The 22,498-nt window shown below is 69.2% G+C and carries 23 protein-coding genes; 8 read left to right on the top strand and 15 right to left on the bottom strand.

Going from position 1 to position 22,498, the window contains the following annotated elements:
* Positions 1–66 precede the first annotated feature (66 nt).
* Complete coding sequence (locus AC4D2R_RS00110) at positions 67–1,305, bottom strand: MFS transporter (RefSeq protein ID WP_490936376.1); 1,239 nt, start codon at positions 1,303–1,305, stop codon at positions 67–69.
* 187 nt (positions 1,306–1,492) lie between these two features.
* Between AC4D2R_RS00110 and AC4D2R_RS00115 the strand changes: the two genes are divergently transcribed.
* Together AC4D2R_RS00115 and AC4D2R_RS00120 are read left to right on the top strand one after the other, a co-directional pair.
* Positions 1,493–1,975, top strand: coding sequence for an Lrp/AsnC family transcriptional regulator (locus AC4D2R_RS00115; RefSeq protein WP_490901456.1), 483 nt, complete (start codon positions 1,493–1,495; stop codon positions 1,973–1,975).
* A gap of 68 nt (positions 1,976–2,043) precedes the next feature.
* A complete protein-coding gene (locus AC4D2R_RS00120; protein WP_490936378.1) occupies positions 2,044–2,916 on the top strand; it encodes an alanyl-tRNA editing protein in 873 nt (290 codons plus the stop codon).
* A 57-nt stretch (positions 2,917–2,973) separates the two neighbouring features.
* Here AC4D2R_RS00120 and AC4D2R_RS00125 read toward each other — a convergent pair whose 3' ends face one another.
* The 4 genes from AC4D2R_RS00125 to galU all read right to left on the bottom strand — a co-directional run bounded on the left by AC4D2R_RS00125 (position 2,974) and on the right by galU (position 6,901).
* Complete coding sequence (locus AC4D2R_RS00125) at positions 2,974–4,254, bottom strand: phosphotransferase (protein ID WP_490936380.1); 1,281 nt, start codon at positions 4,252–4,254, stop codon at positions 2,974–2,976.
* Positions 4,255–4,313: 59 nt separating this feature from the next.
* Positions 4,314–5,282 (bottom strand): hypothetical protein, encoded by a 969-nt coding sequence (locus AC4D2R_RS00130; RefSeq protein WP_490936382.1) that lies wholly within the window; start codon positions 5,280–5,282, stop codon positions 4,314–4,316.
* An 82-nt stretch (positions 5,283–5,364) separates the two neighbouring features.
* Positions 5,365–5,988 carry a GNAT family N-acetyltransferase gene (locus AC4D2R_RS00135; RefSeq protein WP_490936384.1) on the bottom strand — a complete coding sequence of 208 codons (624 nt, stop codon included), beginning with the start codon at positions 5,986–5,988 and terminating at the stop codon, positions 5,365–5,367.
* Between the two features lie 10 nt (positions 5,989–5,998).
* Complete coding sequence (galU, locus tag AC4D2R_RS00140) at positions 5,999–6,901, bottom strand: UTP--glucose-1-phosphate uridylyltransferase GalU (protein ID WP_490936386.1); 903 nt, start codon at positions 6,899–6,901, stop codon at positions 5,999–6,001.
* A 56-nt stretch (positions 6,902–6,957) separates the two neighbouring features.
* Between galU and AC4D2R_RS00145 the strand changes: the two genes are divergently transcribed.
* The 3 genes from AC4D2R_RS00145 to cpaB all read left to right on the top strand — a co-directional run bounded on the left by AC4D2R_RS00145 (position 6,958) and on the right by cpaB (position 8,955).
* Entirely contained in the window at positions 6,958–7,626 is a 669-nt protein-coding gene (locus AC4D2R_RS00145; RefSeq protein ID WP_490936388.1) for a 5-formyltetrahydrofolate cyclo-ligase, read from the top strand.
* Between the two features lie 83 nt (positions 7,627–7,709).
* Entirely contained in the window at positions 7,710–8,096 is a 387-nt protein-coding gene (locus AC4D2R_RS00150) for an FmdB family zinc ribbon protein (protein WP_490936390.1), read from the top strand.
* A gap of 190 nt (positions 8,097–8,286) precedes the next feature.
* Entirely contained in the window at positions 8,287–8,955 is a 669-nt protein-coding gene (gene cpaB / locus AC4D2R_RS00155; protein WP_490936392.1) for a Flp pilus assembly protein CpaB, read from the top strand.
* 19 nt (positions 8,956–8,974) lie between these two features.
* On the opposite strand, the gene AC4D2R_RS00160 is transcribed toward cpaB, so the two are convergent.
* From AC4D2R_RS00160 to AC4D2R_RS00175, 4 genes are all read right to left on the bottom strand, one after another.
* Positions 8,975–12,919: a DUF4011 domain-containing protein gene (locus AC4D2R_RS00160; protein WP_490936394.1), complete on the bottom strand. Its 3,945-nt coding sequence runs from the start codon at positions 12,917–12,919 to the stop codon at positions 8,975–8,977.
* Between the two features lie 93 nt (positions 12,920–13,012).
* The gene (guaA, locus tag AC4D2R_RS00165) at positions 13,013–14,599 is read right to left on the bottom strand and encodes a glutamine-hydrolyzing GMP synthase (protein ID WP_490936396.1); all 1,587 of its coding nucleotides are present in this window, start codon (positions 14,597–14,599) and stop codon (positions 13,013–13,015) included.
* A gap of 64 nt (positions 14,600–14,663) precedes the next feature.
* The gene (locus tag AC4D2R_RS00170) at positions 14,664–15,125 is read right to left on the bottom strand and encodes a DUF3817 domain-containing protein (RefSeq protein ID WP_490936398.1); all 462 of its coding nucleotides are present in this window, start codon (positions 15,123–15,125) and stop codon (positions 14,664–14,666) included.
* Complete coding sequence (locus AC4D2R_RS00175; protein ID WP_490936400.1) at positions 15,118–16,026, bottom strand: SURF1 family protein; 909 nt, start codon at positions 16,024–16,026, stop codon at positions 15,118–15,120. Before AC4D2R_RS00175 ends, AC4D2R_RS00170 begins: the two co-directional genes overlap by 8 nt.
* A 308-nt stretch (positions 16,027–16,334) precedes the next feature.
* On the opposite strand from AC4D2R_RS00175, the gene AC4D2R_RS00180 reads away from it, so the two are divergent.
* The gene (locus AC4D2R_RS00180) at positions 16,335–16,574 is read left to right on the top strand and encodes a hypothetical protein (protein ID WP_490936402.1); all 240 of its coding nucleotides are present in this window, start codon (positions 16,335–16,337) and stop codon (positions 16,572–16,574) included.
* Between the two features lie 11 nt (positions 16,575–16,585).
* Here the strand turns inward: AC4D2R_RS00180 and crcB are convergent, their stop codons facing one another.
* Entirely contained in the window at positions 16,586–16,960 is a 375-nt protein-coding gene (gene crcB, locus AC4D2R_RS00185) for a fluoride efflux transporter CrcB (protein ID WP_490936404.1), read from the bottom strand.
* Complete coding sequence (locus tag AC4D2R_RS00190) at positions 16,957–17,445, bottom strand: fluoride efflux transporter FluC (RefSeq protein ID WP_490936406.1); 489 nt, start codon at positions 17,443–17,445, stop codon at positions 16,957–16,959. The genes crcB and AC4D2R_RS00190 overlap by 4 nt, the downstream gene beginning before the upstream one ends.
* A 168-nt stretch (positions 17,446–17,613) precedes the next feature.
* Here AC4D2R_RS00190 and AC4D2R_RS00195 point away from each other — a divergent pair, with 168 nt between their 5' ends.
* Positions 17,614–18,111 (top strand): hypothetical protein, encoded by a 498-nt coding sequence (locus AC4D2R_RS00195; protein WP_490936408.1) that lies wholly within the window; start codon positions 17,614–17,616, stop codon positions 18,109–18,111.
* A 52-nt stretch (positions 18,112–18,163) separates the two neighbouring features.
* Here the strand turns inward: AC4D2R_RS00195 and AC4D2R_RS00200 are convergent, their stop codons facing one another.
* From AC4D2R_RS00200 to AC4D2R_RS00215, 4 genes are read right to left on the bottom strand one after another with little or no spacing between them, the layout of a single operon-like run.
* On the bottom strand, positions 18,164–18,553 hold the full coding sequence (locus AC4D2R_RS00200) for a flagellar assembly protein FliW (protein ID WP_490901424.1): 390 nt from the start codon (positions 18,551–18,553) through the stop codon (positions 18,164–18,166).
* The gene (gene flgL, locus AC4D2R_RS00205; protein ID WP_490936410.1) at positions 18,550–19,434 is read right to left on the bottom strand and encodes a flagellar hook-associated protein FlgL; all 885 of its coding nucleotides are present in this window, start codon (positions 19,432–19,434) and stop codon (positions 18,550–18,552) included. Before flgL ends, AC4D2R_RS00200 begins: the two co-directional genes overlap by 4 nt.
* Before the next feature lie 6 nt (positions 19,435–19,440).
* Complete coding sequence (gene flgK, locus AC4D2R_RS00210) at positions 19,441–20,862, bottom strand: flagellar hook-associated protein FlgK (RefSeq protein ID WP_490936412.1); 1,422 nt, start codon at positions 20,860–20,862, stop codon at positions 19,441–19,443.
* A 10-nt stretch (positions 20,863–20,872) separates the two neighbouring features.
* On the bottom strand, positions 20,873–21,355 hold the full coding sequence (locus AC4D2R_RS00215; RefSeq protein ID WP_490901421.1) for a flagellar protein FlgN: 483 nt from the start codon (positions 21,353–21,355) through the stop codon (positions 20,873–20,875).
* A 240-nt stretch (positions 21,356–21,595) separates the two neighbouring features.
* Here AC4D2R_RS00215 and AC4D2R_RS00220 point away from each other — a divergent pair, with 240 nt between their 5' ends.
* Positions 21,596–22,459: a flagellin N-terminal helical domain-containing protein gene (locus AC4D2R_RS00220; protein WP_201291322.1), complete on the top strand. Its 864-nt coding sequence runs from the start codon at positions 21,596–21,598 to the stop codon at positions 22,457–22,459.
* Positions 22,460–22,498 lie beyond the last annotated feature (39 nt).

The following is a 22,498-nucleotide window of genomic DNA, read 5'->3' on the forward strand; positions in this document are numbered from 1 at the left end:
GAGTGCGTGGGTGCCGGTGTCAGGGTGCCGGTCCTGGAAGACGTGCCCCGAAAGTGGTGCCCGGAATCAGCGCCTCGCCCGCAGGCCCACCAGCGACAGGCCGGCGAGGATGGCGCATGCGCCGCCGACGACGACGGCGAATCCTGTCACGGCGGCGTCGAGGTCCCAGAGCGCGGCTGCGGCGCCGAGTCCGAGCACGGGCACTGCACTGCCGAGGTACGTGATCACGTACAGGGTGCTGATGATCTGGGCGTGGCGTGCCGCTTCGACCTGAAGGGAGACCCGGTTGAAGACGACGCGGAACGCCATGCCCTGGCCGAGGCCCGCCGCAACGCAGCACCCGATGAGCAGCGGGAGGCTTCCGTGGGCGCCGGCGACGGGCAGCAGGCCCACTCCTGCAGCCATTGCGGCAAGGCCGGCGGGTACGACGAACCGGCCGCGGAGGAAGAGCAGCTGGCTGACCGCCGACGAGCCGAGCACCAGGGCGGCAAGGGCGCCGATTACGGGACGGGCATCGGTTCCCGCGAGGGACGCGATCCACGTGGGAGCCAGGCTCAGGGTGAATCCGAAAACGCTGAAACTGAGGAAACCCACGGCGGAAGCCAGCCAGAAGGACCTGCGGGCCGCACGCGAGACGGTGGGCCGCCGGGGCCGAAGGGCCTTCAGCGGACGTGCGGCGGCGGCCGGCTGGATGGCGGGACGCGCGCGCAGGACCAGGAGCGGCACCAGGAGCACGGCCAACACCGCGGTGAAGACGAGGAACGGGGTCCGGGTCGGGTTCGGCAGGAGGGAGAGCACACCGCCGATCACCGGACCGGCCGCCACGCCGCCGGCCGAAGCGAGCAGCGTGAACCGGGAAGCCCAGTCGGGGCGGTGCGGCAGCAGGTCCCGCAGCGCCGCCGAACTGGCGCCCGTGGCAAGGGCCACCGCCGCTCCCTGCAGGGAACGGCCTACGATCAGCTCCGTCAGGGACGATGCACCGGCGAAGACAGCGGTTCCGAGCAGCCCGACCAGGACCGCGAGCACCAGGGCCGCCCTCCGCCCGATGTGGTCCGACCAGTGGCCCACCAGCAGCAGCCCCGCCACCAGGGTGAGCACGTAGGCGGAGAAGGCCACGGTGATGTCGAAGGCGGAAAGCCCAAGATTCGCCGAGATCAGCGGGTACAGCGGAGTGGCGAGGTTGGCGCCGACCAGGAGGGTGGAGATCGTGACAACGGCCAGCACGAGCCGCATGCTCAGGGACGCGTCCCAGCTCCACCGCCCGGCCGTGGCCGGGCGCATGCGCAGCTCACTCAGAACACTCAACGCATACCTTCCTTGTTCAATACCAGCTTGTTCCATTCGGGCGGCGCCCGGGCGGCCCGGGCGGACGGCGCAGGGAAGCAGGATCACCTCTAGAATGAATCAGATTGAGTTTTTCGAAACATTGCTGCGGCCCAACTTGAGCGAATCCGTCAAGACGCCGCTCGACAGCTGACAGGGAGTGAGCTTTTTGAGCAAACTTGATGACCTGGACGTCCGGCTCCTCCTTGAACTTGTCCGCGATCCGCGCGCACACATCAGCGATCTCAGCGAGCAGCTAGGGATTGCCCGCAACACCGCGCAGAGCCGCATCCGGCGCCTGATGCGGGCCGGGGTCCTCCGGGACAACGGCCGGGAAATCGACCTCGAGGCGCTGGGCTACGACGTGGTGGCATTCGTGACGATCGAGGTTTCCCACAGGGAGCTCGACGGCGTGATCGCGGCCCTGCGCAAACTCAGCCAGGTGCTTGAGGTCCACGAAATTTCGGGCCGCGGGGACATCTGGTGCAGGATCGCCGCCTCGGACACGCACCACCTGCAGTCGGGGCTGCGTTCGATCCTGCGCATCAAAGGGGTGATCCGCACCGAGACGGTGCTCGCCCTCCACGAGCACATTCCCTACCGCACCGAGCCGCTGCTCTCGAAGTTGTCGGAGTCAACGCAGGACAGGTAGGGCACCGCCGTGCGGCGTCGGCCGGCGCCGCCATGACAAGCCGGAGCGTTCCAACGAATAATGAAGCAATGACACTGCCTGCCGTTGACACCATCGTGAGCTATCCCTCCGGGGCCCTGGTCTCCTCCTCCACCGTCCTGCACGTTGAACAGCTGCCCGATGGAACCGCGGCTGTGCTGCTCGATTCCACAGCATGCCACCCCGTCGATGCGGCATGGCCGGACCAGGGTCCCGACCGCGCGGTCCTTGAGCACGGCGGCGGGGAAGAACCGATCCTCGACTGCGTGGTCGGCGGCACCGACGGTGAGCGGCTCTACCTCGGCTCCGAACTCCCCGTACGCAAGGGCGCCCAGGGGTGGGCCTTCATCGCCGCCCACATCGTTGACGGCGCGCGGGCCCCGCGCGAGGGCGAAAGCGTGGTGGTGCGCGTTGACGGCGGACACCGCACGGCCGTCTCGGCCGGCCACACGGCCTGCCACCTTGCATCCCTGGCCCTCAACGGCGCCCTCGCAGGCCGCTGGAAGAAGGAGACGCCCGCCGACGCCCTCGGGTCCCCGAACTTCGACGCGATGGCCATCGACCGGTCATTGATCGGCGAATACGGATCCGTTGACACCTACCGCCTGGGCCGCTCGCTGCGGCGCAAAGGCTTCATCACCGAGGATTTCGATCCCGCGGTGCTCCAGCAGGGGGTCAACCTCACCCTGTCCGGGTGGGTGGCCTCCGGCGCCGCGATCCGCATCGAGCGGGAGGGGGAGGCGCTGACGGACCGGCGGTACTGGCAGTGCGCGCTCCCCCAGGGCGCGGTCAGCATCCCCTGCGGTGGCACGCACGCCGATTCCCTCGGGGCCTTCGAGTCGGTGCACGTTGAACTGACGCTCAGCGACGACGCCGGAACGCCGGTGCTGCGGATGGAAACCAAGGCGGTGCCTGCCCGCTAGCGGGCCCCGGCGCCTGCGGAGCCTGCCGCGCCAGCGCCGGGCACCCGCCCGGTAGCCTCAGACGCTGCGCAGGAGCCGCTGCGCCGAACCGGCAAGCGTCTCGGCGGCTGCCAGCCGCTGCAGGGCGTCCGCCCTCCATGGGACAGCGGAGGCCGCGCCCGCCGCGCGGCGTTTCGCCCCGGCCACGAGGGTCAGCGCGACCCCCGCTGCCCGCGCCCGCAGCGCCGCGGGATCGACGTGCTCCTCGAACGCGGCGGTGAACCGCTCCGCCGCCGTGGGGACATGGATGTATCCGGGGTCCAGCGAGGGAAGCACGAGCAGGTGTCCCAGGAAGCACCCCAGGTCGTCAACGAGGTGCCCCGGCCCCGCGGCGTCAACATCCAGCAGACCCGAGACTCCGCCGCCGGATACCAGGAGGTTGGCCTCGTAGAAGTCACCATGGGACGGCACGAGGGGCCCCGCCGGCGTTGCCTTGACGAGGGAGTCGATCGAGGCCGCGAGGGACCGGATCCTCTCGGCGTGATCGGGCAGCACCGCGGCGGCGCCGTCGCCGTACGCGCGGATACGCGCCGACCACGGCCGCCGCTCGGGCAGCTTGAGCGCGGCGCGGGGGAAGGACGCGAGCAGCCGCACCAGCGAGTGCGGGTCGAGCTCCTGGGCACCATCGGACATCAGGAGCTCCGCCAGGGGGCGCCCCTCGGCGGGATACATCGCAAGGACGTCCGGTGCGGGCACCTCGATGACGCGTGGCACCGGGACTCCTTCCCCGCGGAGCAGGTGGTGCCGTACGCGGGCCGCTTCCCCGTGCCCGCGCCGGAACACCTTCAGGTAGCGGCGCTCCCCGGCCAGCTCGGCAATAAGCACCGCGCGCCGCAGCGGCCGGTAACCGGCGGTCCTCAGGCGTGCCGTGCCGGCGCCCAGGGCCGCGGGAAACAGGGCCCGCGTTGCAGCCTCGGGGTCGCATGCCCAGGCCAGTCCCGGCAGCAGGGGATCGTGCGGGTGCGCCCACACCGACAGCACGCCCAGGTGCCTGTCGCGGAAGGTCAGCACCCCGCGGGCATCAGGGGGCAGCCGTGCGGTCGTCACGCAGAGGTAGCGCGGCGGTGACCCGGTTCCGGAGAGCACCCGGTCACCTTTCACGGAGTAGATGCCGGTGACGCCGGCTCCGGGCCGGTGGTGGATTGCGGCTAGCGTCCAGGTGGTGAGGCTGCCGCCGCCCAGGGCCTTCAACGCCGGCCGGAGGGTTTCTTCAACCTGTGGGGATTCGAGCCGGAGGAGCTGGAACTGCTCGCGCTGTGCCGGGGAACCGGGCGGACGCTGATTCCGGCCTGTTGGCACGGCCGGTCCTTCAGCGGTACGGCAGGTCGGGGCGGGGCGGTCCGGGCGGCACCGCAGGTTCAGGCACGGCGCCTCTGCAGGACGGCATCGAGGTTGATCTTCGCCGCGGCAGGGGCCTCCGGCGCGGTCTCGCGGACCGTTGCCTTCACCGTGACGGCGTTCTTGATGGGGGTCCTGTCGGTGGGCTTCGGTTCGGCGGGAAGCTCAAGGGGCGCAGGCGCCGTCCGCTCGGCCTTCGGTGCCTCGACGTAGGTGGGCAAGGGAACCTTGACGGGTTCCCACTCCCTCTGCGGTCCATGGGTGAACGAACCGGTCCCTCCGGCGTCGCTGCCGCTTGCCGCGGGGGCGGACGCTGCGGCGACGGCCAGGGCCGCCGCTTTCAGGTCCGCTGCCGTGAGCACCGTTTCAGGCGCCGCGGCCTCCCCTGCCGGAGCGCCGGCGGGGCCGGCCTGCTCGGCGTCGAATACCGGCGCCGACCGGCCGGGCAAAGAAGCGGCCGCCCGGGCCGCGGCCACGGCCGTCGAGCCGTTCACCGTGAAGGCGGAGGCTGACTCCGCGGCAGGCGAGGACATCGCTGCGGCGAAGGCCCGGTTGACCCGCGTTCTGCGGTCGCGCACGGCAAGGTAACGCAGCACCGCGACCGACGCGACGGCTATAAGCACCCCGGCAACCGGCCACCATCCGGGCACGAGGGAGAAGGCCGAGAGCACAAAGGCCACAAGCGCGCCAAGGAGCGCGGCGGCGCCGACCAGGGCGACAGCGAGCCGGCCGTAGCGCACCTTCAGCGGTGCAGCAGCGCCGCGCGGCGTCGAAGCGGTCCGGCTGGCTGGCTTGCTTCCGTGGTGGCCGCTGGCCGTGTTGTCCATTGTGCTCCCCTGGGGCTGAGGGTCCCCGGTTGTCGAGGGTACGGGTGTGGTGGAGGGCGCGGAGGTCCGGGCTCCCTTTTTCAGGAAATACGGAGCAACCCAGAGCAGCCAGAGACCGACAATTACCGCCAGTACCACCGAGCTGTTCAGAGAGAAGTCCACTCATCAAACGGTAGGAGAAGGGCGGGTTCCTGCCCCGCATTCCCGGCGGTGTGTCGGCGCCGGGCTCACCAATTTCCCGGGCTCAGCCTGAAGCACCGCGGCGGGCGAGCCACGGTTCGAGCAGCCCGTCCGGAACCTCGTCCGCGGTGAGGGCAAAACTACGGTGGTCGGCCCAGTGTCCGTTGATGTGAAGGTAGCTCCGGCGGAGCCCTTCGTCGCGGAACCCGAGCTTTTCCACGACGCGCAGGCTTGGCGCGTTTTCCGGCCGGACATTGATCTCCATGCGGTGCAGCCCGAGGTCCCAGAAGCAGAAATCGGTGGCCAGGGCCACGGCGGTCGGCGCCAGCCCGTGACCGGCGCGCCGGGAGTCGACCCAGTACCCGAGCGTGGCACTCATCGCGGATCCCCAGATGATGCTCGAGACGGTCAGCTGCCCCACCAGCGCCGGCCGCGCCCCGGGCGCCGGCGGCTCGGTCAGCACGAACGGCAGCGCCGTGCCCGCGCGGGCCTGCCGGTTGAGCAGGCGCACCATCTCATGGAACGACGGCAGGTAACCCCCGGGTTCGGGATTCGAGGCCTCCCACGGTGCCAGCCATTCGCTGTTGCGCCGCCGGACCGCCGTCCACTCGCTCTTGTCCCGGTGCCGGATGGGGCGCAGCGTGAGGCTGCCGCTGCTCAGGGTTACCGGCCACCCGCGTCCTGCCATCACTGACGCGCTAGTCCGTCATTCCGTCGCTGAATTCCTTCATCCACGCCCGCAGGTCGGGGCCGAGGTCGTCGCGCTCCGAGGCGAGGGTCATGACGGCCTTGAGGTAGCTGAGCTTGTCGCCGGTGTCGTACCGGCGCCCGCGGAACACAACCCCGTACACGCCCGATCCTTCACCGTCGGCGGCCGCAAGGGTCTGGAGGGCGTCGGTGAGCTGGATTTCCCCGCCCCGGCCCGGCCCAGTCGATTCGAGCACCTCGAAAACACGCGGGTGCAGCACATACCGGCCGATGACCGCGAGGTTGGACGGCGCCTCGTCCGGCGAGGGCTTCTCCACGAGATGGTTGACCCGCACATAGCCTTCACCCTCGATTTCGGTGATGTCCGCCGAACCGTAGGAGCTGATCTGTTCGCGCTCGACTTCGATCAGGGCGATGACCGATCCACCGGTCTTCGCCTGGGTTTCGATCATGGTTTCGAGCAGCGGGTCGCGTTCGTCGATGAGGTCGTCGCCGAGCAGGACCGCGAAGGGTTCGTTGCCGACGTGTTGCTTCGCCCGCAGCACCGCATGCCCCAGGCCCTTGGGGTCGCCCTGGCGCAGGTAGTGGATGTCGCACAGCTCCGAGGGCAGGCGCACTGCCGCAAGCTTTTCGAACTCGCCCTTGTCCTCAAGGGTCTGCTCAATGAACGGGACCCGGTCGAAATGGTCTTCGAGGGCCCGCTTGTTGCGCCCGGTGATCATCAGGACGTCGGTGAGGCCTGCATCAACCGCCTCCTGGACGACGTACTGGATGGCGGGCTTGTCGACCACCGGCAGCATTTCCTTGGGCATGGCCTTGGTTGCCGGCAGGAACCGGGTGCCGAGACCGGCGGCTGGAATAACGGCCTTGTTCACTTTGGGTCGCGAAGTCATGCATCCACACTACAGAAGAGGCAAGTTAAGTCATTAGCTCCGTGCACAATGGAGAAATGGAACCCCAAGGGCCGGTGCCCTCAAAGCAGGCTGCGCGGTCCTACTTCAGGGCTCAGCGCGGCAGCCTCGGCGCCGCGGAACGCGAACAGGCAGCATCGCGCATCACGGAATCAGTACTCGGGCGCCTCGCCGAAGTACTTCCGGAGGACCGGATGGCTCCGGAAGGCGCCGCCGCGCAGCGGGAATCCCCGATGATCGCCGCCTACCTGAGCGTTCCGCCCGAACCGTCGACACGGGAACTGCTCGGCGCATTGTCCGCCCGCGGCTACACCGTGGTCGTGCCGGTGTGCGAGCCCGAATACCAGCTGAGCTGGGCGGAGTGGACCCCCGGCGTCGAACTGGCGCGCTCACCCAGGGCTCCCGTGCTCGAGCCGGTGGGCCCCCGCCGGCGCCTGCCGGAACTACCCGGCCTGCGGTTCGTGCTCGCCCCGGCCCAGGCCCTTGATACGGCGGGCAACCGGCTCGGCCAGGGCGGCGGCTACTACGACCGCTTCCTCGCCGACCTCGCCTCCCTCCGCCCGGACGTGCCGGTGGCGGGCATTGTGTATTCCCAGGAGCTCGTACCGCCGGGGAGTTTTGCCGTTGGCGAACTGGACGTGGCGCTGCCCGCGGCATTCACCCCGGCCGGGTACCACGAGCTCGGGACGCCTCCGGATCCGGTGTAGACTTAGCACTCAGCGCCTTAGAGTGCTAATCTGCCGCCCACTGGGCCGGCGCACCACCGACGGTTTGTCCAGGAGAATTCCTTATGCCTACATACGCATACGCCTGCAAAGATTGCGGCCACGCCTTCGATATCCAGCAGTCCTTTTCCGATGACTCGCTCACCGTGTGTCCTGCATGTTCCGGAGTGCTCCGCAAGAAGTTCAGCAGTGTAGGCGTTGTGTTCAAGGGCTCCGGTTTCTACCGTAACGATTCACGGGACGCCAAGAGCTCGGTTGAGCCCGTTGGAAAGCCTGCTGCAGCGGCCGACGCCGGAGCAGGCAAGACCGATGGCGCGAAGGACAAGCAGGGGGCTGCCTCCGCCCCTGCGGCAGGTCAGGCCAAGCCAGCCAAGTCACCCGCCACCCGCGCGGCCGCCGGGTCGGGTTCGAGCTCCTCATCACCGGCCAGCACGGGCCGCGCCGCCTCCTAGCACCGGGACAGCCAGCGGCTCTCCCCACAGCTCGCTGTCCGCACAACCCGTCCCATCCCGGGGCCGTTGCTCACGCAGGGCGGCGGATCGCACGGCACTGCCGCTCATGCAGCGCCTTTGTTCACAGCGCTGTTATCCACATAGCGCCGTTCGGCCTCCTGCCGTGCTACCCCCGGGCTAGCCTCGGTCCATGGTCCCAGCCTCCCGCCCGCACGGCCCTGCGCGTCCCCTGGGCCTGCGCCGGATGGTGCTGCGCCATCGGAGGATGCTCGCGGCACTGCTTGTGTGCGCCGCTGTTGGAGTGGGCATTGAATCGCTCGCGCCGCGGACCGTTGCGGCCGCACCGGTCGTTGCGGCGGCCGAGGACCTGCCGGTTGGCACAGTGCTCACAAAATCCCACCTGACGGTGCGCCGCCTGCCCAGGGATGCGTTGCCGCAAACGGCGCTCATCGACACCGCCGCAGCGGAGGGCAAGCAGCTTGCCACTCCCCTGCGCGCCGGCGATGTGCTCGCCGAGACGTTCCTTGTGGGACCGGGCCTTTTGGCCGGCGCTCCGCCCGGAAGCGTTGCGGTGCCGGTCCGTCCGGCCGATCCGGCGACGGTGCAGTTGCTGGCGCCAGGCATGCGGGTTGACGTGGTGGTGAGCAGCGACCCCGGCTACGAAGGCAGCACCGAAACCAGCGTTCTCGCGTCGGGGCTTCCGGTGCTCTGGACCTCGGCGGGCGAGTCAGGCCGCGGGTGGCCGGGCGCACCGGCGGAGACGGGCCTTGTGGTTCTCGCGGCGCGGCCCGGCGAGGCCGCCGCACTCGCCGGGTCCTCGGGCGGCGGCCGGGTGCATCTGATCCTGACGGGACGCTGACCGGCGGCCCGTCAACGGGCTACCCCCAGTGCGGAGGACGCTGTTCCTTCAGCCACGCGTCGCTGTTCTCCTCGGCATCCCCCCACGAGCGGGGATCGTCCTCGGCGGCGGTCTTCGGCAGGGCGGCGCCCCGGCCCGCAGCGGCCGCGTCCTTGTCGGGTTGTGCGTCCCTGGCGGGGACGGACTCGTTCTTCCGCATCCGTACGGCATCCTTTCGCGTCCGGGGTTGATCCCGCGGCTCGGGCTCAACCAGTCCAAGGTGGCTTGCCGCCCGGTCCGCGCAGCCTTCAGGGTCGGTGAAAACCTCGATCGTCCACAGCGGCATGTACCGCCAGCCCAGGCGCTCAAGCTGCTGGGGGCGGAGCCTGCTGCGCTCCCTGACCGTCCGCGCGCCATACCGGGCGGTGCCGTCGGACTCGATAGCCAGCGGTGCGACCGCCTCGTCGGCTCCCGCGAAAGGCCGGGCGGCTGCGATGTCGAGCACGCCGTCGTAGTGGTCCCAGACCTCTGCCCCCCGGGAGCGGAGCCGGTCCACGAGGTCGGCCACCAGCGGGTCGGCGTTCGCGGCCGGGCGTTCCCCGGCCCGCACCGGAACCGCGCCGCCCAGTTCGCGGGTGAGCAGTTCGTAGAAGTCCGCCGCTCCGGCGGTGAGGCGCTCGGCGTCGAGGTCGGCAGGGTTGAAGCAGGACAGCACGTGAATTCGGCGCCGCGCCCGCGTCATCGCCAGGACGAACTTCCTGCGGCCGTCCGGCCCGGAGAGCGGCCCGAAGTTATGGAGTGCACGCCCGTGCGGTGTGCGCCCGAACCCGAGGGAGAAGATGACGTCGTCACGGACGAGTCCGGCGGCTCGTTCGACCGGAACCACCCTAAAGGATTCGCGTCCCGGGGTGAAGAAGTCGTTGGCCCACGGGAAGTTCGCCATCTGGAGCCGGATTGCCTCCCCTACACGCGCCGCGTGCCTCGCGGTGGTCGTGACGACAGCGAGGGAGTAGCTCGGGCGGCGTCGGATGTGCTCGAAGACGAGGTCCACGACCCGGTTGACCTCCGCCGAGACGCTCTCCACGCCCTCGGAGTCGGAGGTGGGCATGCCGGTGCCGTCGGGCAGGTATTCAACGATCAGCCCGCGCTCCGCGCCGGAGACTTCCGAAGCCTCGGGCAGCCGCGAGAGGCGTCCCCCGTAGAAGGAGGTGCTCAGGTACTCGCCAAGCGACCGGTCAACACCCCGGTACACCTCGGTGAGGGTGCGCTCCGGAAGCACGTCCCGCAGCGCCGAGTAGGCGCTGAGCAGCGGCTCCGCCTCGGCGCGGGCCCGGTCCGGGCCCTCGATTTCGATGCTGAATCCGGTGGGCGCGGCAACCCGCTCGTCGCCAAACACCGCGGTCTGGCGGGCCCTGGCCAGGGCCGGGACCGCGCTCTGGAGGGAAACGGATTCGCCGTCAAGGAGCAGTACGGCATCGAACTCGGTGCCGCGGGGAAGAATCATCGGCGCCATCAGCGGGCTCACTGCCCATACCGGGAGCAGCGCCGTGACCAGGTCGGGGTGCAGCGCGCTGAAATTGGCAAGCGTCAGCGTGTTTTCGCGAAGGTGGGAGCGCAGCTGCTCCGAATCGGCGGGATGCTCGGCGATCGCGGTGCGCCACCGCTCGGCGAGGGCCCAGCGGAGCCGGGCGGCGCCGGAGGAGACGTGCGCGGTGTCGGCAAGCCGGTACTCGGCTTCGAGGCGGCGCAGGCTGTTGCCGTCGGACATGGCCAGGTAATCGTCGCCGCTGATCATTGCCTCAAGCGCCGACTGCCACCACGCAAGTTCGAGTTCGGCACCGACATGGTCGGCTTCGACTTCGCGGCGCGCGAGGTCGTCGAGCAGTTCCCCGAGCCCGTGCTCGCGCATCTCATCGAGAAGCAGTGTCCGCTCCGGAAGCGTCTCGAGCGTCTCCCGGTCCGCGGCAAGGGCGGCAAGGCGCTGTTCCAGGTCGTCAAGCTCGCACCCGGGAAGGTCGGGGCTGCCCTGCGTCGTCCGGAGAATCGCCGTCAGTTCTTCAAGGCGCGCCTCGACGCCCCTGTAGAAGCTGTCGATTTCGGCGAGACCGGTGGGAACGGAGGGGTGGCGCTCGGTGGTCGCGTACCGCGTCCAGAGGGTCCGCTGTTCCTGGACCTCGACCAGCGAGGTGTGGAGATCCGAGATGTGGACCCCGGGACGCACGTATTCCTTGGCGACGCGGCGCAGCCGAGAGCGGGTCATCGAGCTCATCTCGATGGCCCGCTCCTTGCGCCAGGCCGACGGCGCGGTCGCGGAGATGAGGTCGGTGACCGGACGGTCGAAGATGTCGGGCGTGAACTTGTCGAGGCTGGCCCGCACGGCCACGAGCAGTTCGAGCTGCTCGCCCCACTCGCGGAACGTCCTGCCGAGGGTGATGTGCGAGTGCTCGGCGACCCGCAGCACCTTTCCGCGCAGCACCGGGATGTCGCGCGCGAGGTCAACGGCCAGGGCGTGGGCGTGTTCGGTTTCCTTGCGGTTCAGGAGCTGCGCCCCGTACCAGGGGCTCTGCGTCGCCGCCTGGCTGAAGCTGCCCAGGGCGGCGGCCCGCCGCAGCCTGCCGGTGAGCTCGGTGCGGTCGGGGATGCTGTCGAGCACGCTGCGCTTCAGGCGCACCGTGGTCGAGGGCGCCGGTTCGAGGGCGGTGAGCCCGGCCAGCGACTGCATCGCCTGGTAGGGCGAGCACCCCCACCGGCTGCGGACATTGTGAAGGGAGCGCACGTGCTCAAGCAGCGTGTGCCGGTGCCCGGCCAGGGTGCGGTGAACGCTTTCAAGTACCGGCCGCGAGGCCTTCTCGTTGCGGACGATGGCACGGATCACGCTGTCCTTGAGCTGCTCCGCGCTCACCTGGCCGTTCAGCTGAAGTACGAGCGAGCCCAGGTCGAGGGCCTCGAGGTCCTGTACGAACTCGTTGAGGGTTCCCCGCCGCTCCGCGGCAATGAGCACGCTCTTGCCCTTGTGGGCGAGCAGCGCAGTGGCGTTGAGGGCGGTCTGGGTCTGGCCGGTGCCCGGCGGTGTCGCCACGGCGAGGGAGTGCCCGCCGCCGAGGAGGTCGAGGACCTCCTGCTGGGCGGAGTCGGCGTCGAGCACCAGCAGTTCGTCCTGCGGGTTGCGCTCGTCGATGGCCGGAAAGTCGGTTTCCGGTTCCTGGACCTGGTAGCTGCCGCTGCGGGCAGCCGACATCAGGGCCGACAGCACGGGGTGGTCAGGGCGGACCGCCTCGTCCTCGGCGATGTCCGCGAGGTCCGCGAACGTCGACACGAGAATGCGGTGTTCCACGGAGATGCCGCGAACGCCCTCGCTGAGGTGCCGCAGGCGGTCAAGCACGGGGTGCGGGTCGAACCGCGCGGTGCCGTAGGCGAGCCGGGCGAGGCCGGCCGGGTCGATGGTGATGCCCTGGATCTGGCGGAAGTGGCGCACGAGGGCGGGGTTGATCCGGGCCTGCTCGGTCAGCTGGAGGTCGTAGTCATCCTGCGAGGCGTGGACGGTGAGGGACATCCCCGTCAGCAGCACCGGAGCGTTGAGGGTTTCGGACCGCCCGGAATCGTCGACGGTGCGCCAGGACGCCGTTCCGGCCGCGAGGTGTCCGACGTCGATGCCGCGCTCGGTTCCCAGTTCGAAAATCTTCGCGCGCAGCGCCCGGGCCGCCGCCTTCGCGGCGTTGTACTGCACGGGGTCGCGCAGCAGGGTGGAGAGCCGGGTGCGGCGTCCGGCGAGCAGCTGCGCCAGCCCCGAGGGGTGGGCGTGGGTCAGATCGATGCTCGTCCCGGCCGACGGGCGGAAATGCAGCAGCGTATCGCCGGTGGCCTGGGGACCAAGCGAGCTCAGCCAGGGCAGAAGGAAATCCTCAGCCGAGTCCCCGGGGTCCTGCTCTGGCACGACTGTCCTCTTCCCTGCATCATCACGAACTGATCTTGACCAGATTGGCATGTCTTCCAAGCTATCCGACGGAGAGCGCAGCCTGCCGCATAGCAACGCGGCAACCGCGAACTCGCCCCATCGGCGCGCCCCCGCGGGACGCGCCTATTCCCACTCGATGGTTCCCGGCGGCTTGCTCGTGACGTCGAGCACCACCCGGTTCACCCCGTCCACTTCGTTGGTGATCCGGTTGGAGATCCGGGCCAGCAGGTCGTAAGGCAGCCGGGACCAGTCGGCGGTCATCGCGTCTTCGCTGGAGACCGGGCGCAGGACGATCGGGTGGCCGTAGGTGCGCCCGTCGCCCTGGACGCCGACACTGCGGACGTCAGCGAGCAGAACGACCGGCATCTGCCACACCTCGTTGTCGAGGCCTGCGGCGGTGAGCTCGGCGCGGGCGATGGCGTCGGCCCGGCGCAGCAGCTCGAGGCGCTCGGCGGTGATGTCACCGACGATCCGGATCCCCAGTCCGGGGCCCGGGAAGGGCTGGCGCCCGACGATTTCCGCCGGGAGTCCAAGCTGCGCGCCAACGGCGCGCACCTCGTCCTTGAAGAGTTCCCGCAGGGGCTCGACGAGTTCGAACTGCAGGTCCTCGGGGAGCCCGCCGACGTTGTGGTGGCTCTTGATGTTCGCCGCTCCCTCGCCGCCGCCGGACTCGACGACGTCGGGGTAGAGGGTGCCCTGGACCAGGAACCGGATCTTCTCCCCGTGTGCCTCGGCTTCGGCGATGATTGCCCGTTCGGCCTCCTCGAAGGCGCGGATGAATTCCCTGCCGATGATCTTGCGCTTGGTTTCCGGATCGGAGACCCCGGCCAGGGCGCTCAGGAAGCGTTCCTGCTCGTTGGCGACGTAGAGCCGGACGCCCGTCGCCGCAACGAAGTCGCGTTCGACCTGTTCGGCCTCGCCCTCGCGCAGCAGGCCGTGGTCGACGAAGACGCAGGTGAGCTGGTCGCCGACGGCCCGCTGGACGAGGGCTGCGGCGACGGCGGAGTCGACGCCGCCGGAGAGCCCGCAGATGACGCGGGCGTCGCCGACCTGTGCGCGGATGCGCTCGATCTGCTCCTCGACGATGTCACCGGTGGACCAGTTGCGGCGCAGGCGCGCACCCTGGAACAGGAAGTTTTCGAGCACCTGCTGGCCGTGCTGGGAGTGCTTCACCTCGGGGTGCCACTGCACTCCGTAGAGGCCCTTTTTCTCGTGGGCGAAGGCGGCGACGGGGGCGCCGGCGGTCCGGGCAAGCACTTCGAAGCCGTCGGGGGCTTCCTGCACGCTGTCGCCGTGGCTCATCCAGGCGTTCTGGTGCTGGGGCGTGCCGGTGAGGATTGAACGCGCCTCCCCTTCGGCTGCGACATCGGTGGACCCGTATTCGCGCAGGCCCGTCTTCGCGACGGTTCCGCCGAGGGCGGCGGCCATGGCCTGAAATCCATAGCAGATGCCCAGCACGGGAACGCCCGCTTCGAACAGGTCGGCCTGCACCTGCGGGGCGTCGTCGGCGTAGACGCTTGAGGGGCCTCCGGAGAGGATGATCGCCACCGGGTTCTTGGCGAGGATCTGCTCGGTGCTGAGCGTGTGGGGGACGATTTCGGAGTAGACGTCAGCTTCACGCACGCGGCGGGCGATCAACTGTGCGTACTGCGCACCGTAGTCAACGACGAGAACCGGGCGGTGGTCGGTGCTGGGGGTGGGGGTAGTCACGAATCAACAATAGTCGTGGTGGGCCCCCCGCCGCACATCCGCAGGCACCCTCTCCGCGGCGTGATCAGCGCTGCGGCGCCGCTTCGGGGTGCTCCGCGAGGTCCGCCTCGGCCTCGCGGTGGACACGGCGCTCAACCACGAAGGAGAGCAGCGGCACAACGCCTCCAAGCGCGATGAGCAGGAACCGGCTGAAGGGCCACCGCAGGAACTGCCAAAGCCTGAAGTCGGCGATCAGGTAGACGACATAGAGCCAGCCGTGAACGATCAGCACTGCCTTCGACAGGTTGACCCCGCCGGAGGCATCAGCTTCGGCTTCAGGGAGGAACTGGATTCCGGAGCCCGCCCCGGCCACGATTTCCGCGCCCATGCCGTATTTGGCGACCATCTCCACCACCACAAGCAGCAGCATCACACCGGTCGCGTAGGCCATCGCCTTGTAGAAGTTCAAGGCGGAGCGGATCTGGGCGTGGGTCCCGCCGAACCGGCGGCGGGGGGTTGTCTTCTGGGGCGTCTGTGCGTCACTCACGTGTCGTCGCTTCCGTCGTTGAACTGGTCTCGGTAGTGGTCTCGGTAGTGGTCTCGGCGCTTGCCCCGGTGCCGGCGGCCGGGCCCGCAGCGGGGTCTCCCTCGCCGGAGCCGAGCCGGGCGTCTTCGGCTGCTTCAAGGGCCCGCCTGTGGTCATCGGCCACGAGGCGCCACCACAGGAAGAAGGCGAAGCCTGCGAAGACCGCCCATTCGATGGCGTAGAAGATGTTCAGCCAGTTCACCGGCGCCTGGGCCGGCTGCGGCTTCACCACCACGCGTTCAAGCGGGGGCTCGACAGCCGCAGGGGCTCCGTCGATCACGGTGGCTGTGGGTACGACGAACGCCGCGTACGACGCACGGTCCCAAAGGTTCGTCAACTCGGCTGTGGAGAGCGTGGGCACCTGGCCGGCGGGTGCGCGCTCGGCCATCGGCGCCTCCGGCGGCAGCAGCCGGCCAGTGATCACCGCCGCGCCGGTGTACTCGGGCACCTCCTGCGCCGCGGCGGCGTCTGGAACCCATCCCAGGACGACCGGGATCACCGCAGCGTCCTTGCCCTTGGGCTGGCTGGGCTCGGCGTCCGCCGGCTCCCCCACGGCAAAAGCAGAAACCACCCACAGGCCGGTCCGTCCGTCCTGGATCCGCTCCTGCACGAGGACCCGGGTTCCGGGAACGAAGGTCCCCTCCGCGGATACAAGCGCGTCGGCCTGGGCGGCAGTGAGCTGCATGCCCGGTTCCAGCACGGCGGTGAGCGCCCTCACGGGCTCGGCCGAATTCGGCGCGGCGGGCGCCGGCTGCTGGGAGGAGGAAAACTGCCATTGGCTGAGCAGCACGAAGACGGCGGCAAGCGCCATCGCGAGGATCAACGTCACGATCCAGCGGGGCTTGAGCGCAGTCTTCAGCACCCCTTAAAGGTACTTCGCACTCTTGTAGAACAACTAATGGCAGCACATCCGCGCGGCCGGGCAGGCAATCCGTCCCGCCGGCGGGGTCCCTGCGGACCCGTCGGGAGCGCGCATCAGTCGATCACTTTGAGGTCACGCTGCCGGGCGGCGTGTCACAGATTGGGAACAGCGGTTGTTTCGGGCGCCGGCGCTGCCTAGCGTAGTGGTTCGACCGGTCCGGGGCTGCTGCCGGTTTCGAAGGCAGTAGTTATGGCATTCGACAGGTGTAAATACTCGCTACGGCGGCCCCGCCGGCCGGGAGGCATTTGATGACAACTGTTTCGTCCTTCAGTCTCTGCGACGCTCTTGCCCGTGCCGTGCGGGAGGTCCGCCCTGCGGCGGCAACCTCGAGTCCCGACGAGCTGGCCCGGCGCCTTGACGACCTCATGCGCCTGTACTGGGGGCCGGACCACGGGGTGACGCACGGGGAACTGCTCTCGACCGCCGCGGATATCCGGGCGGACGTCCTCAAGAGCCGCTCGGCGGGCACCGCCTCCCGGAGCGGCTGATCCGCCACGGCTCACATCAGCGACGCCAGGCCCAGCCCCGCCGCGGCGGCTCCGACGCCGCCGAGGATCGTCCCCACCCCGGTGAGCAGCGCGGTGGCATGCCTTCCCGCGCGGAGGAGCGCGACAGTTTCAAGGCTTGCCGTGCTGAAGGTGGTATAGCCGCCAAGGAAGCCGGTGCCGGCAACGAGCACCGCGGCCGGAGCGATGGCGGAAGCGGCCGCGAGACCCGTCAGGAACCCCAGCAGCAGGCAGCCGCTGAGGTTCACCACGATGGTGGCCAGCGGGACCTGCAGCGGAAACCTGCTGCTGATCAGCAGGCTGAGGCCGTACCGGGCGGCGGCCCCGAGGCCGCCGGCGACGGAGAGCGCCGCGAGGGTGCCGATCATTGGCGCTCCTCCCGGTCCGTCGGCTCTGCGTTCCGGGCCCCGGATTGGGCGTGCGGTTCGGCTTTCGGCCCGCTGAAGCGTGTCGCTGCAAGGATTCCAGCGGCGCTGGCGAGTAGTCCGAGGCAGAGCGTTGCCGCGAGGTAGGCGCCGGCTTCACCCGTCCGTCCCGCCTCGAGCAGGGCGAGAGACTCCCCCGCGAGCCCGCTGTAGGTGGTGAATGCGCCGAGGAACCCGGTACCGGCGAGGAGCCGGAGCGCCCGCGGCCCGCGGTCGTCGGGCCCCGTGCGGCTGAGGGCTTCGAGCAGCCAGCCCAGCAGGAACGCCCCGCTCAGGTTGATCAGGAAGGTGGGGACCGGGAGCCCCCCGGGCGACGGAACTATCATTCCGAGCCCGTACCGCGCGAGGGTGCCAAGGGCGCCACCGGCAATGACGAGCAGCAGGGCGGGGATGGGGCGGCTTCGCTGAGGGATTGCGGGGCCTGTCATGGGTGGTCCGCCTTCCGCTGGATCGATGAATTCTCCGGCGGGCGGCAGGTCGGACCTGCTGCGGCTCCGGCGGGCTCCAGCATCACCGCCCACAGAATACCGTCCTGGCCGGTTGCCCGCGAGCGAAGCCTGCGGCGGCGGTTGCCTGCCGCCGTCTAGGATAACCGGGTGAACATTGAAGCAGTTGTCGTCTGTGCCGGCGCGGCAGCCGGAGTCATCGTCCTCGCCCTGGTGCTTCCCCGCGTGCGCACGCGGCGCCGTCGGCCTGCACCACCCGCGCCGCAGGGGACGCGCACCGCAGGGCGCGTGGTCGAAGTCCGGCCGCAGACCCACTTCGACCGCGACCGGAACAATATCCGCGTCCCTGTCCGCGTTGAGTATGGCGACCCCCGAACCGGACAGCAGAGTTCCGCGGTGTACACCCTTGACCGGTACACCGCCAATATCCCCGCTGTGATCGCCCGGCCGGTCGGGGTCACCGGTTATGGAAGCCGCGGCTCCCGGCACGAGGGCCAGCGGCCGGGCGGCACCGGCGTTGTTGACGCCCAGCTCGCCCACGAGGCGGACAGCGAGGGCTTCCACGCACTCCTTGAGCCCATCGATGTTGACGTGTTCGTCAGCGGCGCGGCGGCCGGTTCCCGGGTCCGTATCGTTTTCCGCCCCTGAGCGGCGGGAGTACTGCCCCCGGCCCGGATGGGGCCGGGCGGGGGCAGCTTCCCTAGAGCCGAAGCTCTTCCTGCAGCGGCCAGTTCTGGTCGCTCAGGATGACCTGGGAGCACTGGCCCGTGGCGTTGTTGAGCACAACGGGCGCGAGCAGGTTGACCGTCGTGCCGGGGCCGTTCCCGGCGTCCGGACGGGGACGGGCAACCACCAGCACCTGCGCCTCCTCTTCGGAGAGCACGCCGATCTCCTCAAGCATCTCCCCCGACAGGCGCGGAAGGTACTCGGGCAGGTAGACGGAGGAGTCGACAACGAACACCCGCAGCCCCGCGTCACGTGCCGCGGTGAGCGAGTAGAGCCCGTCGGCGCCCTCGATCGTGCGGAGTTCGAAGTCGACGTGCGGTTCGAAGCCCGGTGGAGGTGCGGTGAAGGTAAGGGCGGCGGTCACCGCAGGAAGTCCATCAGCGTGGGGGAAAGCACCTTCGCCGTGACATTCAGGGCGCCCTGGTAGTTCATGTCCTGGACCTTGAGGTTCATGATCATCTCCGCAAGATCAAGGTCCTCGATCCCGGTCCGCTGTTCCTCGAGGGCGGCGACCTGGTCCTTGTTCATGTCCTCGGCCTTGAGCAGGCGCGCATGGCGGGCGCCGATCTCGGCGTGGCCGGCGGCAACCTTGTTGAACTGTGCTTCGACCGCCGCAAGCCGCGCGGAGGTGTTGGACCCCGCCCTCAGGTCCGCCGCGATGCCGTCGAGCAGCGTGAACACCGAGGCGGCCCCGCTGCCGAAGACGGCCGAGCCGTCCGAATCTACGCGGATCGTCTGCCCGTCAGCCACCCGCCGCTCCACCGAACTGCCCGGGGCGCCGGTGTAGGTGGGCGGGCTGCCGGTGAACGCTCCGTCGGCGTCTGAGTTGCCGGCGAAGATGCTGCGTCCAAGGAACCGGGAGTTGGCCTGGCCCAGGAGGTCCTCCTTGAGCCCCTCGATCTCGAGGGCGATCGAGTTCCGTGCCGCCGGCGAGAGGGTGTCGTTGCCGCCCTGGATGGTGAGCTGCCGCACCCGGGTGAGGATGTTCGTCGTATTCGACAGTGCCGAGTTCAGTGCGGTGAGCCACCCCTTGCCGTTGTCGATGTTGCGGGTGTACTGGCTGGCCGCCTGCTGATCCGCGCCGACGCGGATGGAGTCCGCGGCGGCCATTGGGTCGTCGGACGCACGGCGGATCTTCTTGAGGGTCATTGACTGCTCCTGTGCCTCCGCACGGCGGGCCATGCTGGCCTGCAGGTTGCGCTGGGCCGTGGTGGCCATTGTCTGGTTGGTGACGCGGCTGATCATTTCTGGTTATCTTCCTACGAGTCCGGTCCGGTTGATGAGGACGTCGAGCATTTCGTCGATCGCGGTCATCACCCGTGAGGATGCCTGGTACGCGTGCTGGTAGGTGAGCAGGCTGACGCTTTCCTCATCGATATCGACCGAGGTCTGGGACAGCTGGAGGCTCGAGGCGGAGGCCGCGGCGATCTCCGCAAGGTTGTCGCGCTGGGTGTCGGTGCGGGCCGTGACCGCGAAAGCGGTGACGAAGCCGACCCACAGCTTGTCTGGGGAGTCCGCGGAAGCGCCGATCTGCGAGATCGCATCGGCGTTGCTTCCGTCGCGGCCGCCCGCACCGGGACGGCCCGTGGCTATCCCGCCGGCATCGGTGGGAATGACCTTGAGACCCTTCGCAGGAGGCAGTGCCGGATCGAAGCTGAAGAAGTCGGTCCCGGTGGCACCGCCCGGTGTTGATCCGGCGCGATGGACGGCGTTGACGGAGTCGGCGAGTTTCACCGCCAGGGCGCTGTACGCGGCCGCTGTCTCGGCGATTTCCCCGCCCGCGCCCTTCCCGTTCGGGGATTCAAGGGCCGAGAGCATTCCGCCGATTTTGCCGCCGGCAATGGCGGCGCCGGGCCGGTGTGCCCATTCGAGCTGGACAGGGCTGGCCGCGGCGTCACCCATCCGGTAGGCGCCGGTGACCTTCACAGGCCGGAAGGAGTCCCCCGAGACGAGGGCGCTTCCATCGATCAGGACGTCAACGGTGCCGTCGCCCGTGGCGCGGGCCGTGCCTCCGACAAGGGAGGCAATGACGGTGATCAGCTGGTCCCGCTGGTCGATCAGCTCGTTCGCCGAGCCGCCGGCATTGAGCGTGGAGCGGATCTGCGCGTTGAGTTCGGCCACCTGCGCGGCCGCCGTGTTGACTTCGTTGCTGAGCAGATCGAGCTGCCCGCGCTCGGCCGCCCACTGCGATTCGACCTGGCCGTAGCTGTGGGCGAGCTTGGCGGCGAGACCCGCGGCCTGTTCGAGGAGGACACCCGACGGGGCCGGAGCTCCGGGATTGTTCGCCACGTCCTGCCACGCCGTCCAGAATTTCGAAAGCGCCGCCGCTGTGCCGTTCTTCCCGGGCTCCTGGAGGATCTTTTCGAGCCCGTCCAGCGCGGCCACGCGGGCGCCGGTGAAGCCGGCCTCGGCGGAGGTTGCCCGGACCTTGGCGTCGAGGAAGACGTCTCCGAGCCTGCGGATTCCATCGACGTTCACTCCCTGTCCGGGCCCTGCCCCCGAGGAGAACATGCCCGTCTGCGCCAGCGGTCCCACCGCCGACGTCGTGACCCGCTGCCTGGTGTATCCGGCGGTGGCGGCGTTCGCGATGTTCTGGCCGGTCACGGCGGTGCCCTGGCGCGCGGCATTCAGCCCGGTCAGTGCTGTGTTCAACGTTCCAAAAGTGCTGCTCACGGTGCCGTCCTCACAATTTCGCGTCGAAGAGTCGTGAAGCGTCCGCAGGGGCGGTCATGCCCCGGGCGTCGTAGGTTCCCGCCTCGGCGCGGTGCCCGGCGAGCGCTTCCTGGGTTGACCTGGCGGCGGCCCGGAGGAACTGCCCGTTTGCGTCCCGGAGCTCCTTGATGCGTTCGGCCTGTTCCGTCATGACCATCAGGTGCCTCATGAGGATGTCCCCCCAGGGTCCCTCGGGAGCGGCAAGGGCAAGGTCGCGCAGGGTTGCCCCTTCTCCGGCGCCCCACTCTTCGGCCACGGCCACCACCTGAAGGTCACGTGCGAGCCCGCTGGCCCGCAGCAGGGCCACGGCCCCCTCGACTTCCCGGGTGGCGTGCTGAATCCACCGCGACTTCCCAGCGGTGAGGAGAAGCTGTTCCTCCTCCAGCTTGAACGTCAAAAGCTCAAGCAGTTCGCGTTCGTGCCAGAGCTGGGCTGATAGCTCCTGGATACCCATAGTGCCTAAGACTCTCCTAGATCGGCTAAGCGGTCGCTTCCTGCTGCCGCACCTTACGTAGGAACTATCGGTTGATCCGGAAAGGATGTAAGCAGTCCGGACCGCACGCGTGGGCGCCGGCAAAACTTTTTAAGAAAGTTCTCCAATCAGCTAACGAACCCCGGGCAGGTGCCGACTGTGAAGTGCAGAGGGCCCAAGGATGGGCCCCCGGCAAGATCACATTTCACGGAGGAAAACATCATGGGTATGCAGATCAATACCAATACGGCCGCGAACAACGCGTTCCGCGCCCTGTCCAACACGCAGAACGACCTGAGCAAGTCCCTGGAGAAGCTTTCCAGCGGCCTTCGCATCAACCGTGCTGCCGACGACGCTGCCGGCCTGTCCATCTCCGAAGGCCTGCGCTCGCAGGTCTCGGGCCTCGGGGTTGCCCAGCGCAACGCCCAGGACGGCATCTCCGTCATCCAGACCGCTGAAGGCGCACTGACCGAGGTCCACTCGATCCTGCACCGTATGCGCGACCTGGCTGTCCAGGGCGGCAACGACTCGAACAACGCGTCGTCGCGCACCGCGATCAAGACCGAAGCCGACGCCCTCGGCGAGGAACTTGCCCGCATCACCTCGTCCACCAACTTCAACGGCATCAAGCTCCTCGACGGTACCGCTGGAACTGCCGGTGTCATCAGCCTGCAGGTCGGTGCCGACGGCGCTGCCGACAACACCATCTCGGTGAACCTCGGCGACGCGAACGCCAGCATCAACGGCGCCGGCCCGGTCTTCTCCAGCGTCGCCGGAGCAACCGGGTTCGACGTCGCCACCTCGGCCGGCGCGACGACCACCGTCGCCGCACTGGACGTGGCGATCGCCGCCGTTTCGGCACAGCGCTCGGAACTGGGTGCTTCCCAGAACCGCCTCGAGTCCGCGGGCAAGTCCCTCGCGGTCTCCAAGGAGAACCTGGCCGCTGCCGAATCCCGCATCCGCGACACCGACATGGCTGAGGAAATGGTCAAGTTCACCAAGGCCAACATCCTCTCCCAGGCCGGCGTTTCGATGCTCGCCCAGGCGAACCAGTCAACCCAGAGCGTCCTGAAGCTCCTCGGCTAAACCGACTGCTTCGTGAAGGAACCGCCGGTGGCAGCCGGG

It is taken from the genome of Arthrobacter sp. TJ-217, from assembly GCF_058269255.1.

Excerpts from the sequence above, each read along its gene's own strand:
- AC4D2R_RS00145 (WP_490936388.1), top strand. The coding sequence starts at position 6,958 with ATGGAACCCCAAGGGCCGGTGCCCTCAAAGCAGGCTGCGCGGTCCTAC.
- AC4D2R_RS00190 (WP_490936406.1), bottom strand. The coding sequence starts at position 17,445 with ATGACAGGCCCCGCAATCCCTCAGCGAAGCCGCCCCATCCCCGCCCTG.
- AC4D2R_RS00180 (WP_490936402.1), top strand. The coding sequence starts at position 16,335 with ATGACAACTGTTTCGTCCTTCAGTCTCTGCGACGCTCTTGCCCGTGCC.
- galU (WP_490936386.1), bottom strand. The coding sequence starts at position 6,901 with ATGACTTCGCGACCCAAAGTGAACAAGGCCGTTATTCCAGCCGCCGGT.
- AC4D2R_RS00220 (WP_201291322.1), top strand. The coding sequence starts at position 21,596 with ATGGGTATGCAGATCAATACCAATACGGCCGCGAACAACGCGTTCCGC.
- AC4D2R_RS00135 (WP_490936384.1), bottom strand. The coding sequence starts at position 5,988 with ATGGCAGGACGCGGGTGGCCGGTAACCCTGAGCAGCGGCAGCCTCACG.
- AC4D2R_RS00120 (WP_490936378.1), top strand. The coding sequence starts at position 2,044 with ATGACACTGCCTGCCGTTGACACCATCGTGAGCTATCCCTCCGGGGCC.
- AC4D2R_RS00150 (WP_490936390.1), top strand. The coding sequence starts at position 7,710 with ATGCCTACATACGCATACGCCTGCAAAGATTGCGGCCACGCCTTCGAT.
- cpaB (WP_490936392.1), top strand. The coding sequence starts at position 8,287 with ATGGTCCCAGCCTCCCGCCCGCACGGCCCTGCGCGTCCCCTGGGCCTG.
- flgL (WP_490936410.1), bottom strand. The coding sequence starts at position 19,434 with ATGATCAGCCGCGTCACCAACCAGACAATGGCCACCACGGCCCAGCGC.
- AC4D2R_RS00160 (WP_490936394.1), bottom strand. The coding sequence starts at position 12,919 with ATGCCAATCTGGTCAAGATCAGTTCGTGATGATGCAGGGAAGAGGACA.
- crcB (WP_490936404.1), bottom strand. The coding sequence starts at position 16,960 with ATGATCGGCACCCTCGCGGCGCTCTCCGTCGCCGGCGGCCTCGGGGCC.
- AC4D2R_RS00215 (WP_490901421.1), bottom strand. The coding sequence starts at position 21,355 with ATGGGTATCCAGGAGCTATCAGCCCAGCTCTGGCACGAACGCGAACTG.